This is a genomic window from Sphingosinithalassobacter sp. LHW66-3 (assembly GCF_050703275.1).
Classification (GTDB): Bacteria; Pseudomonadota; Alphaproteobacteria; order Sphingomonadales; family Sphingomonadaceae; genus Sphingomonas.
Genome location: NZ_CP193482.1, coordinates 1,849,496 through 1,861,489, shown reverse-complemented (window position 1 = coordinate 1,861,489; position 11,994 = coordinate 1,849,496). Strand labels below are relative to the sequence as shown.

General features: G+C 69.9%; 10 protein-coding genes. 5 read left to right on the top strand and 5 right to left on the bottom strand.

Going from position 1 to position 11,994, the window contains the following annotated elements:
* Window positions 1–26: 26 nt before the first annotated feature.
* Window positions 27–311, bottom strand: a complete 285-nt coding sequence (locus ACQ450_RS09085; RefSeq protein WP_188053025.1) for an ETC complex I subunit — start codon at window positions 309–311, stop codon at window positions 27–29.
* 10 nt (window positions 312–321) lie between these two features.
* Window positions 322–2,784 carry an ATP-dependent helicase HrpB gene (hrpB, locus tag ACQ450_RS09080; protein ID WP_431469021.1) on the bottom strand — a complete coding sequence of 821 codons (2,463 nt, stop codon included), beginning with the start codon at window positions 2,782–2,784 and terminating at the stop codon, window positions 322–324.
* 148 nt (window positions 2,785–2,932) lie between these two features.
* Here hrpB and ACQ450_RS09075 point away from each other — a divergent pair, with 148 nt between their 5' ends.
* Window positions 2,933–3,145, top strand: a complete 213-nt coding sequence (locus tag ACQ450_RS09075; RefSeq protein ID WP_431469020.1) for a hypothetical protein — start codon at window positions 2,933–2,935, stop codon at window positions 3,143–3,145.
* Window positions 3,146–3,154: 9 nt separating this feature from the next.
* On the opposite strand, the gene ACQ450_RS09070 is transcribed toward ACQ450_RS09075, so the two are convergent.
* Window positions 3,155–4,168: a polyprenyl synthetase family protein gene (locus ACQ450_RS09070; protein ID WP_188053022.1), complete on the bottom strand. Its 1,014-nt coding sequence runs from the start codon at window positions 4,166–4,168 to the stop codon at window positions 3,155–3,157.
* Window positions 4,169–4,261: 93 nt separating this feature from the next.
* On the opposite strand from ACQ450_RS09070, the gene ACQ450_RS09065 reads away from it, so the two are divergent.
* The 4 genes from ACQ450_RS09065 (at window position 4,262) to ACQ450_RS09050 (ending at window position 8,369) form a co-directional block, all read left to right on the top strand.
* Window positions 4,262–4,543 carry a chorismate mutase gene (locus ACQ450_RS09065; RefSeq protein ID WP_188053021.1) on the top strand — a complete coding sequence of 94 codons (282 nt, stop codon included), beginning with the start codon at window positions 4,262–4,264 and terminating at the stop codon, window positions 4,541–4,543.
* Window positions 4,544–4,616: 73 nt separating this feature from the next.
* Entirely contained in the window at window positions 4,617–5,735 is a 1,119-nt protein-coding gene (locus tag ACQ450_RS09060) for a glycosidase (RefSeq protein ID WP_431469019.1), read from the top strand.
* A gap of 52 nt (window positions 5,736–5,787) precedes the next feature.
* Complete coding sequence (locus ACQ450_RS09055) at window positions 5,788–7,362, top strand: alpha-amylase family glycosyl hydrolase (RefSeq protein WP_431469018.1); 1,575 nt, start codon at window positions 5,788–5,790, stop codon at window positions 7,360–7,362.
* Entirely contained in the window at window positions 7,359–8,369 is a 1,011-nt protein-coding gene (locus tag ACQ450_RS09050) for a glycosyltransferase family 4 protein (protein ID WP_431469017.1), read from the top strand. The genes ACQ450_RS09055 and ACQ450_RS09050 overlap by 4 nt, the downstream gene beginning before the upstream one ends.
* Here ACQ450_RS09050 and ACQ450_RS09045 read toward each other — a convergent pair.
* On the bottom strand, window positions 8,366–8,536 hold the full coding sequence (locus ACQ450_RS09045; RefSeq protein ID WP_188053017.1) for a hypothetical protein: 171 nt from the start codon (window positions 8,534–8,536) through the stop codon (window positions 8,366–8,368). The genes ACQ450_RS09050 and ACQ450_RS09045 overlap by 4 nt on opposite strands.
* A 49-nt stretch (window positions 8,537–8,585) precedes the next feature.
* Window positions 8,586–11,993 (bottom strand): chromosome segregation protein SMC, encoded by a 3,408-nt coding sequence (smc, locus tag ACQ450_RS09040; protein ID WP_431469016.1) that lies wholly within the window; start codon window positions 11,991–11,993, stop codon window positions 8,586–8,588.
* Window position 11,994: the final 1 nt, after the last annotated feature.

Below are 11,994 nucleotides of genomic sequence, written 5' to 3'. Positions count from 1 at the left end.
CGCAGGGCGGTCCCCCTGTCGGAGCGTCAGCGAAAATTGTCGGCGTAGGCCTGGAGCTTCAGCTTGCGCTCGGGCGCGGGGATCACGTGATAGGCGATGCCCTCGCGCTCGGCATGCGCCTTTGCAGCTTCGAGCGTCGGGAAGTTGAGCCGCAGCTGCGTCGCCGCGGTATCGCCCGAGCCGGCCCAGCCGGTGAGCGGATCGGCGCGCTGCTTCTCGTTCGATTCGAATTCGAGCACCCAGCGATCGGTGCGGGCGCGGCCGGACTGCATGGCGTTCTTGGGACGCTGATAGATGCGGGCGGTCTTCATGACTCCTTCCTTATCGCGGCGGAGCGCCGCGTGCATCGGCTTTTTTGGTGCGCAGCGTTGGCGGAGCGTTCGCGGGATCGTCGGGCCAGGGATGTTTGGGGTAGCGGCCGCGCATTTCCTTGGCGACGGCTCCCCAGCTTCCAGCCCAGAAACCCGGCAGGTCGCGCGTCGTCTGGATCGGGCGGCCCGCGGGTGAGGTAAGGCTGAGCACCAGCGGCGTCCCGTCCCCCAACAGGGGATGCGCGGCGAGTCCGAACAGCGCCTGGACGCGCACCTCCACCGTCGGTCCCGCCTCGGCGGCATAGTCGATCGCGTGACTCGACCCGGCGGGTGTCTCGAAGCGGGCGGGGGCGAGGCGATCGAGCGTCCTCTGCCCGTCCCAGCCGAGCCGGTTCTGCAACGCCTGAGTGAGCAGTTCGGGCGGCACCGCATCGAGGCGGCGCTTGCCGACGAGCAGCGGCGGCAGCCACTCGTCGAGCGCACCGAGTAATTCGGCATCGGTGAGCGCGGCGAGCCCGGCATAGGCGGCACGGCGGCGAAGCGCAGCGGCTGACTCCGGCCATGGGAGCAGCGCGAGACCATGGGCGCGGACGCCCTCGAGCAGCGCGGCTTCGATCTCCTCGGCGGTGGCGGCCAAATCGCTGCCACTCGACAGGCGGACCGCGCCGAGCCGGCGTTCGCGCAGCGCCTCCACTCGGCCGGTGGCGGCGTCGAACGTCACGCTGCGGCGCGTCTCGATCCGCTCGGCGAAGAGCGTTTCCAGCGTGGCGAAGCCGATGGGTGCGGCCGAGAGGATGCGCGCGCCCGAGGCCATACCCTGCGTCTCGGCGACCGCCAGCCATTCGGACGAAGCGAGCGGCGAGGCCGGGTCGAGGCGAAAGCCGCGTCCCCCGGCCGAGGCCCAGCGTTCGCCGCTGGAATCGCGACGGCGCGCGATCCGATCGGGGAAGGCGAGGGCGATCGCGACGGCGACGGCATCCGGGCCGGAGGTGATGGTGCCGGCGCGGGAGCCCGATCCCGCCACAAGCGCGGTCCATCGCGCCGCCAGCTTGCGCGCGGCTTCGGCGCGCCGGCCGCGATCGCCGCGCCAGCGGCGCAGTCGCAGGTCGAGGTCGGCGTCGGTGCCGCCCAGGCCGCGTTCGCCGAGGAGAACGGCGACTTCGGCGGCGATCCGCGCAAGTCCGAGTTCGCTCGCGCGCACCAGCATATGCCCCAGCCGCGGCGGCAGCGGGAGGCCCGCGATCGCGCGGCCGTGCGCAGTGGGGCGGCCATCTTCGCCGAGCGCCTCCAGCGTCCGCAGCCGCGCCCGCGCCTCGGCGATCGCAGCGTCCGGCGGCGGATCGAGCCAGGCGAGATCGCGCGGATCGGCAACGCCCCAGAGCGCGCAGTCGAGTGTCAGCGCCGAAAGATCGGCCTCGAGGATCTCGGGCGGGTCGAAGCGCGGCAGGCCGGCAGTCGCGGCCTCTTCCCAGAGGCGATAGGCCGTGCCCGGCCCCTGCCGTGCGGCGCGGCCGGCGCGTTGGGTGACCGCCGCATGGCTCGCGCGCTCGGTGACGAGCCGCGTCATTCCCGCCGCGCGATCGTAGCGCGGGCGGCGGGCGAGCCCCGAATCGACCACGATGCGAATGCCGTCGAGCGTGAGCGAGGTTTCGGCGATCGACGTGGCGAGCACGATCTTGCGCCGCCCTTCGGCATCCGCTGCGATCGCGGCGCGCTGCGCGGCGGGGTCGAGGCTGCCGTGGAGCTTGTGGAGGACGATGCCGGGGCCGGGATCGCCGAGCCGCTCGGCAGTGCGCTCGATCTCGGCGACTCCCGGGAGGAAGGCCAGGATTCCGCCCTCCGCCTCGCGCAGCGCCACGCGAATTGCGTCGGCGACGCTGGTCTCGATCCGGGCCTCGGCCGCGCGGCCGAGATGGCGCAGCGCGAGCGGATGGCTGCGGCCTTCGCTTTCGATCACCGGCGCATCGCCCAGCAGCGCCGAGAACCGCGCTCCATCGAGCGTGGCAGACATGGCGACGAGGCGCAGATCGGGCCGCAGCGCGCCCTGAGCGTCGAGCGCGAGGGCAAGGCCGAAATCGCTGTCGAGGCTGCGCTCGTGCACTTCGTCGAACAGCACAGCCGACACGCCGGGTAGCTCCGGATCGGACTGGATGCGATTGACGAAAATTCCTTCGGTGAGGACCGTCACGCGCGTCTCCACCGAGCGCTTGCTGTCCATGCGCGTGGCATAGCCGAAGCGCCGGCCGACCGTCTCGCCGGCGAGCGCCGCCATCCGCTCGGCGGCGGCACGCGCGGCCAGCCTGCGCGGCGAGAGCAGCAGGATTTCGCCGTTGCACCAGGGCTCGTCGAGCAGGGCGGGCGCGACGGCGGTGGTCTTGCCGGCGCCCGGCGGGGCGACGAGCACCGCGCTCGAACGCGCGCGCAACGCGGCGAGCAGCGCCGGCAGGACGGCGCGAACCGGCAGCTCAGCCATGGGCTTCCGTACGCGCGGAGTGGGGGCGCCCAGTCATCACAGGCGACCCTTTGCCACAATTTTCGATCCGCCGGACAGCACGCCCCGTCCTTTTGACGGCACCGCAGCGCCCGACGCGCGTTGCGCCCGAAATCGAAAGGAGAAAGGCATGGCCAAGGTACTCGCCCATTTCAGCATCACCCGCACCGGTGACGACTACGTGCTGCAGATCGAGGACGAGGACGGCGAAACCGCCGAATTCGTCGCCAGCTTCGACCAGCTCGACCTGATTACCGAAGCAGTCGAGGAGCAGCTCGATGCCGACGAGGACGATCTGCTGAGCGTCGACGGGGATGAGGACGCGGACGACCCGGAAGTCTGACCTGGCGGCTCAATAGGCGCGGGCGACGGCGAACTCGACTGCCTGCACCATCGCGTCGCGCGCGTCGCTGTGCGGAAAGGTGCCCAGCGAATCGATTGCCCGCTGGCCATAGTGGCGCGCACGGGCGAGCGTATCGTCGAGCGCCCGGCTCGACTGGACGAGACGGACGGCTTCGGCGAAATCCGCGTCCGAAGCGCGCTTGCCCGAAACTGCATCGCGCCAGAAGGCGCGTTCGGCTTCGTTGCCGCGCGCATAGGCCAGGATGACCGGAAGCGTCATCTTGCCTTCGCGGAAGTCATCGCCTGCGTCCTTGCCCATCGTCGCCGCGTCCGAGGCATAGTCGAGCGCGTCGTCGACCAGCTGGAAGGCGATGCCCAGATTGCGGCCATAGGCATCGAGCGCCATCTCGTCGGCCTCGTTGCGCTCGGCCACCACGGCGGCGATGCGGCAGGCCGCGGCGAACAGCGCGGCGGTCTTGGCGCCGATGATCTCGAGATATTGCTCTTCGGAAAGGTCGATCCGGCGCGTGGCGGTGAGCTGGTTCACTTCGCCCTCGGCGATGACCGCGCTCGCATTCGACAGGATCTTGAGCACCTTGAGGCTGCCGTCCTCGACCATCAGTTCGAACGAACGGCTGAACAGGAAGTCGCCGACGAGCACACTCGCCGGATTGCCCCAGATGATGTTGGCGGTGCGGCGGCCGCGCCGCAGATCCGAACTGTCGACGACATCGTCGTGGAGCAGCGTGGCGGTGTGAATGAACTCGACCGCGGCTGCGAGCCGGTGGTGCCGCGTGCCCGGATAATCGAGCAGCCGCGCACTGGCGAGCGTCAGCATCGGCCGCATCCGCTTGCCCCCGCCCGCGATCAGATGACCGGCGAGCTCGGGGATCAGCGTGATCTCGGACTGCATCCGGTCGAGGATCACGGCGTTGACGAGATTGAGGTCGGAAGCGACCAGCGCCATCATCGGCTCAAGCGAAGGCGCGTCCCGCGAGCCGAGGCGGTGGATGGTGGCAGTCATCGCTTGGGGCTCTGGCGTCTGCGCGCCGTAAAGGCAAGTCTTGCGGCTTGCGTCGGCGCCCGCGGAAGGCGAAAGAGCGTGGGGGAGGGGCGCATGACCGACGACACGCTCGCACGCTATCGGCAGAGCATCGACAATATCGATGCGGCGCTCGTCTTCCTGCTCGCCGAACGGTTCAAGGTCACGAAGGCAGTCGGCGAGCACAAGGCCACGTCCGGAATGCCGCCCGCCGATCCAGGGCGCGAGGAGGCCCAGATCGCGCGGCTGCGGCGATTGGCGGCGGAAGCCGATCTCGATCCCGAATTCTCCGAAAAATTTCTCAGGTTCATTATCGACGAAGTGATCCGGCATCACGAGCGGCTTCGCGAGTCCTGATCTTGTCGAACGGCGCATTTTGCCTCTACCGGTGAGTCCTCCCGGCTCCGCGTCGGGGGGCGGAGGGATGCGGGTGGGTAGTGACGATTATCTGATCTTCGGGCCGGACGACGTGGACCTGAGTCGCTCGCCGCTGCGCGGTTCGATCGACGAGCCCACCTTCGTGCTGGGCGCGTTCAATCCGGGCCTCGCGCGGCTGCCCGGCGGCAATCTGCTGCTGATGGTGCGTGTCGCCGAGGCGCTGGAGAATCCCGTGGTCGCCGGGCACGCACGGACGATTCGCTGGACGCCCGAACGCTATGTGCTCGATCGCTACCCGGTCGGCTCGATCGAGATGCGCGATCCGCGCCAGTTCGCGTTGAAGAATGCGCTGCCGCCCCAGCTCGGGCTCACGTCGCTGTCGTGGCTCCTGCCGGTCGAAATCAGCCGCGACGCGCGCGAAATCGTGAAGATCCATTACGACAAGATCATCGCCCCTTCGGCCAGCTATATGGAATATGGCATCGAGGACGCGCGGATCAGCCTGGTCGGCGGCAGCTGGTGGATGACGGTGTGCGGGGTTTCGGCCGAGCGGCACTGCACCGCCATGTACCGATCGGTGAACGGGATCGACTATGAGCCGATGGGCGTCGTGCTCGATCACCAGAACAAGGACATGGTGCTGTTCGAGGGCAAGATCGGGCAGAAATACCATGCCCTCACGCGGCCGCTGGGCGAGGTCTATTTCGCCTATCCCGAGGAGAGCCCGTATCTCGGAGGGCCGTCGATCAACCTGGCGCAATCCCCCGACGGGCTGCACTGGAAGCCGCTCGACGCCCCGGGCATCCGCCCGCGCAAGGAAACCAGCTCGACGCTGCGGATCGGCGGCGGCACCCAGCCGATCCTGACGCCGGAGGGATGGCTGCTGCTCTATCACGGTGTCGAGCGGCGCGATGCGGTGGGGGTCTATCGCACCTTCTGGGCGCTGCTCGATCGCGACGATCCCTCGCGCATCCTGCGGCAGGAGGACGGCGTGCCGCTGCTGGAGGCGCGGCCGGACCTGTGCGCGGACATCGCGCACCAGATGTACCTGCCGACACCGGTGGTGTTCAGCACCGGCATCGCCGACGCGGGCGACAGCTATATCGTCGTATCGGGCGAGGCCGATCTGGCCTGTCGCGTGTCTCACCTCCCCAAGAGCCGTTTTGCGTGAAACCGCGGGTCGCGCCCGTCGTTCGTTCTCGACCGAACGAGGGGCAGGCGCGATGAGCGATCCGCAATGGTGGCAGCGCGGCGTGATCTATCAGATCTACCCGCGCAGCTTTCAGGATTCGAACGGCGACGGGATCGGCGACCTGAAGGGAATCGAGGCGCGGCTGGACGCGCTGGTGGCGCTCGGTATCGACGCGATCTGGGTGTCGCCGATCTTCCCCTCGCCAATGGCCGACTTCGGCTATGACGTCGCCGACTATTGCGGCATCGACTCGCGCTTCGGGACGATGGACGATTTCGACTCGCTACTGGCGGCATGCCATGCGCGCGGATTGAAGCTGCTGCTCGATTTTGTCCCGAACCATACGTCCGACCAGCACCCCTGGTTCGCCGAGAGCCGCGCCTCGCGCGACAATCCCAAGCGCGACTGGTATCTCTGGCGCGATCCGGCGCCGGGCGGCGGCCCGCCCAACAACTGGATCAGCGATTTCGGGGGATCGGCCTGGGAGTGGGACGAAGCCACCGGCCAATTTTATTACCATGCATTCCTGAAGGAGCAGCCGGACCTCAACTGGCGCAATCCCGAGGTGGTCGAGGCGATGCTGGGAGTGCTGCGCTTCTGGCTCGATCGCGGAGTCGACGGGTTCCGCATCGACGTGCTGTGGCACATGGTGAAGCACGCCGATTTCCCCGACAATCCGCCCAATCCCGCCTGGACCCCGGCGATGGGCGAGATGTTCCGGGTGCTGCAGCTCCATTCGACCGACCAGCCCGAAGTGCATGGAATCGCGCGCGACATGCGGCGCGTGGCGGACGGCTACAGCCCCGAGCGCGTGCTGATCGGCGAGATCTACCTGCCGGTCGAGCGGCTGATGGACTATTACGGCCGCGGCGCGCCCGAGGTGCATCTGCCCTTCAATTTCCAGCTGATCGAGGCGCCGTGGAAGGCCGAGACGCTGGCGCGGCTGATCGCGGATTACGAGGCGGCACTGCCGCCGGGCGGCTGGCCCAACTGGGTGCTCGGCAATCATGACCGGCCGCGTGCGGCGAGCCGCTTCGGGCCGGAACAGGCGCGCGTGGCGGCGATGCTGCTGCTGACGCTGCGCGGCACGCCGACGATCTATTACGGCGACGAGATCGGGCTGGCCGAGGTGCCGATTCCCGCCGAGCGCGTGGTCGATCCGCGTGAGCTGAACGAACCGGGCAAGGGGCTGAACCGCGATCCGGTGCGCACGCCGATGGCGTGGGACGACGGCGACACTGCCGGGTTCACGCGCGGCGAGCCGTGGCTGCCGCTCCACGACGACTGGCGGACGCGCAACGTGGCGGCGCAGCGCGGCGACCCCGGCTCGATATGGAGCCTGTATCGCGACCTGCTGGCGCTGCGGCGCGAACGCGCTGCGCTGCATGTCGGCGACTGGTTGCCGGTGGAATGCGCGGGCGACATTCTCGCCTATGCGCGCCGACACGGCGACGAACGAATGCTGGTGGTGCTGAATCTCGGCGATCGGCCGCAGCCTTTCGCCATTCCCGAATGGGCCGGGGAACTCGCCGTGCTGCTCTCGACCCGCGGCGCCGGGGCCGATCCCGCACTGCTCCGTGCCGACGAGGGACTGATCCTGGGATGAAAGTGGCGATGATCGCGCCGATCGCGTGGCGCACGCCGCCGCGCCACTATGGGCCGTGGGAGCTGGTGACGAGCCTGCTCACCGAAGCGCTGGTGGCGAAGGGAGTCGCAGTGACTCTGTTCGCGACACGCGACTCGCAGACTGCGGGAAAGCTCGATGGCGTGGTGCCGCGCGGCTATGAGGAGGATCGCAGCCTCGACGCCAAGGTGTGGGAATATCGCCACCTCAGCCACACCTTCTCCCGCGCGCGGGAATTCGATCTGATCCACAACCAGGCGGATTTCCCGGCACATGCCTTTGCGCCGCTGATCGATACGCCGATGGTGACGACGATCCACGGCTTTTCGAGCGAGCGCATCCTGCCGATGTACAAGCCGTTCGAGGATCGAGTGCATTATGTCGCGATTTCGGAGGCCGACCGGCATCCCGACCTGCGCTACGCCGCGACGATCCACCACGGTATCCGGCTCGACGAATTCGCTTTCGATCCGGTGGGCAGCGAGGACCTGCTGTTCTTCGGCCGGATGCATCCCGACAAGGGCGCGCATCATGCGATCGCGGTGGCCCAGGCGACCGGGCGGCGGCTGCACCTCTATGGCATCGTGCAGGACGCAGGCTATTTCGAGCGCGAAGTGAAGCCGCACTGCGACGGCGAGACGATCGTCTATCACGGCCCGGTCGGCGGAGCGGAGCGGGTGCGCGCGCTCGGCGCGGCCAAGGCGCTGCTCCACTTGATCGATTTCGACGAGCCGTTCGGGCTGAGCGTGATCGAGGCGATGGCGTGCGGCACGCCAGTGATCGCGATCGACCGCGGCAGCATGGCCGAACTGATCGACGACGGCACGACCGGATTTCTGGTCGGCGAGCCGGGTGCGGCGGTCGAGGCCATCGCTGGAGTCGGTGCAATCGACCGGACGGCTTGCCGAAGCGCCGTCGAGGCGCGCTTTTCGGTCGAGACGATGGCGGAGAACTATCTCGCGCTCTATCGCCGCATCCTCGCCGCCTAGCGGGCGTAGCTTTCGAGATAGCCGCATCGGTTGCAGCGAAAGCTGGTGATCTCGCGGACCTTCTTCGGGAATTTCAGACCGTACCAGCGCTTTTCCGGCCTCCCTTCGGCCCAGGCGCTCACTTTCTTTTCGCCATAGCTGTTGTCGATGATCACTCCCTCGGTCATCGATCCGTCGCACCGGGGGCACCTGTTCGGCCTGCCTGTCGCCATTTCCCTACTCCGCCGCCAACAGATTTTCCGCGCCGCCCAGATCGACGCTGACGAGCCGGCTCACGCCGCGCTCGACCATCGTCACGCCGAATAATCGGTCCATGCGGCTCATCGTGGCGGCATTGTGTGTGACGATCAGATACCGGGTGCGCGTCTCGGCGTTCATCCGGTCGAGCAGGTCGCAGAAACGCTCGATGTTCGCGTCGTCGAGCGGTGCGTCGACTTCGTCGAGGACGCAGATCGGCGCCGGGTTGGTGAGGAACAGGCCGAAGATCAGCGCCACTGCCGTCAGCGCCTGTTCGCCGCCCGACAGCAGGGTTAGCGACTGGAGCTTCTTGCCGGGCGGCTGCGCCATGATCTCGAGCCCCGCTTCGAGCGGATCGTCCGAGTCGATCAGCTCGAGATGCGCCTGCCCGCCATTGAACAGGGTGGTGAAGAGCCGCTGAAAATGGCCGTTCACCGCTTCGAACGCGGCGAGCAGCCGTTGGCGGCCCTCGCGGTTGAGCGTGCCGATCGATCCGCGCAGACGATTGACCGCTTGCGCCAGCTCGTCGCGCTCGCGCGCGTTTGTCTCGGCCAGGGTGGTGAGCTCGGCCAGTTCGCTTTCGGCGACGAGATTGACCGGGCCGATCCGTTCGCGCTCGGCGATCAGCCGGTCGTGCCGGGCAGATTCGTCCTGCGGCGTGCCGACCTCATTCTGGTCGAAGCCGGCGCGCTGGGGAAGCAGTGGCGGCGGGCATTCGAACCGCTCGCCCGAAAGGCGACCCATTTCGATCCGGCGCAAGTCGGCGTTCTCGGCGCGCGCGGCGGCGCCGGCGCGTGCCTCGCGCGCCTCCGCCAGTGCCTCGCCGGCGGCACGGACCGCGGCGTCGGTGCCGCGAACGCCGGCTTCTGCATCGCGCTCGGCCGACTGTGCGCTGGCCGATTCGCCGCGCGCGGCCTCGCTCGCCGCTTCGGCTTCGGCAACCGCGGCGTCGAGCTGCGCCGGGCGCTCGGCGAGCGCGGCGCGCTCCTCGGCCAGCGCCGCCCCGCGCTTGTCCATCTCGGCCGCGCGGCGCGCGGCGTCGCCCGCGCGGGCGCGCCAGTTGCGATTTTCGGCCTGGGCGGCGGCAAGGCGTTCGCGCGCCTGCGCGACGTCGCGCTCCTGCGCCGCGCGTTCGGCGCGCGCGGCGGCGGTGGCGGTGCGGCGCGCCTCGGTGTCGGACTGGAGCGCGGCGACTCGCTCGCGCGTGGCGCTGCCGTCCGGAAGCGCCGCGCGCACGGCTTCGGCGCGGCGTTGTTCGGCCTCGGCCTCTTCGACTTCGCCGGCGACGCGGCGGGCGCGGGCATCGAGATCGGCGCGCTGCGCTTCGAGCCGTTCGAGCTGCCCGGCGGCGCGATCTTCGGCGCGCATCGCCTCGCGCCCGGCGGCATCGGCATGTTCGAGCACGCGGCGCGCATCGCCGGCGGCCCGGCGCGCTTCGGTGATGTCCTCGTCGATCCGCGTCAGCGCGGCGTCGGCGGCCTCGACCGCGCGAACGGCGGTGGGTCGCGCCTTCTCGATCGCGCGCAGCCGATTGATGCGCTCGAGCCGCTCGGCCGCCGCGGCGCCGCTCGAGCGCGCGACATAGCCGTCCCACCGCCGCAGCTTGCCCGCGAGCGTCACCAGCCGCTGACCGACCGCGAGCGGCTGGCCGCCGTCCTCCTCGGCCACCAGCACTTGCGCGAGGCGGCGCGCGAGCGCGTCCGGAGCGCGGACATGCGCGGCGAGCGGCGTGGTGCCGGCCGGACCGGTGGGATCCTCCGGCCGGGGCTCGGCGCCCGCCCAATGCCGCTCGGCCGCCGGATCGAGCCCGGCCTCCAGATCGTCGCCCAGCGCGGCGGCGAGCGCACGCTCATAGCCCGAATCGATGTCGAGCCGGTCGAGCAGCCGGTCCTTGCCCGAGGGGCGAGTTGCCTTGGCAAGCGCAGTGGCCTCGCTGTCGAGCTGGGCGAGTTCGGCATGGGCGGCGGCCCGCGCGGACTGGGCGCGATCGCGCTCCGCCAGCGCGGAGCGTTCGGTTGCCTCGGCGCGGGAAAGCGCGGTGCGCGCGCTTTCGGTCTGCCGCGCCGCCTGCTCGCGTGCTTGCGCGGCGCGGGCCCGCTCGGCCTGGAGCGGAGCGGGATCGGCGAGCGCGCGCAGTTCGGCCTCGACTCGCGTGCGGTCGCGAATGCTGCGCTCGAGCCGGGACCGGGCGGCGGCGAGCGCGGCTTCGGCGACGCGCGCCTCGGCGGCTTCGCTCGCCTGCGCGGCGACTGCCTGGGCGAGCGCCACTTCGGAATCACGCGCGGCGCGTTCGGCCTGCGCCAATGCCGCTTCGAGCTCGGGCAGGCGCGTGGCACCTTCGGCGATCCGGGCTTCGAGCGTCTTCGCTTCCTCGTCGAGCCGCTTCAGCGCCTCGGCGGCGTCGCGGGCGAGTGCACCTTCGCGTCCGCGGTCTTCGGTCAGTCGCGCTTCGGAGTCGGCGAGTTCGCCGATCCGGCGATCGACGCCCGCGCGTTCGCTGCGCAGCTGGGCGAGCCGGTGCATGGCTTCGCTCGCGCGGTCGCGTACGGCGAGCGCGGCGGCGCGCACAGTCGCCAGCTTTTCCGCCGCCGCCTGTTGGGCGGCGAGCGCGGCTTCCTGCGCCTGGGTCCGTTCGGCGACGAGCGCCTCGGCACTCGCCGCTTCGGCCTTGGCGGCATCGGCGGCGGCGGCGGCATCGCGCCAGCGGGCGAAGATCATCCGCCCCTCGGCTTCGCGGATGCGATCGGAAAGCGCGCGATAGCGCTCGGCCTGACGCGCCTGGCGCTTCAACGCATTGGCGCGGTTCTCCTGGTCGCCGATCACTTCGTCGAGCCGCTGGAGATTGTTCTCGGTTGCACGGAGCCGCTGCTCGGCGTCCTTGCGGCGGACGTGGAGGCCGGCGATGCCCGCCGCTTCCTCGAGCATTGCGCGCCGGTCGGCAGGCTTGGCCGAAATGACCGCGCCGATGCGGCCCTGGCTGACCAGCGCGGGCGAATGGGCGCCGGTGGCGGCATCGGCGAACAGCAGCGCAACGTCCTTGGCGCGCACGTCGCGGCCGTTGATGCGATAGGCGCTGCCCGCGCCGCGCTCGATCCGGCGGACGACTTCGAGCTCGTCGGCATCGCCGGCTTCTTCGGCGAGGATCGAGACTTCGGCGAAATCGCGGGCGGGGCGCGATTCGGTGCCCGCGAAGATCACGTCCTCCATGCCCGAGCCCCGCATCGAGCGGGCGGAGTTTTCCCCCATCGCCCAGCGCAGCGCCTCGAGCAGGTTGGATTTGCCGCAGCCGTTGGGGCCGACGATGCCGGTGAGGCCGGGCTCGATGCGTAGATCGGCCGGGTCGACGAAGCTCTTGAAGCCTGTCAGCCGCAGCCGTTTGATCTGCATC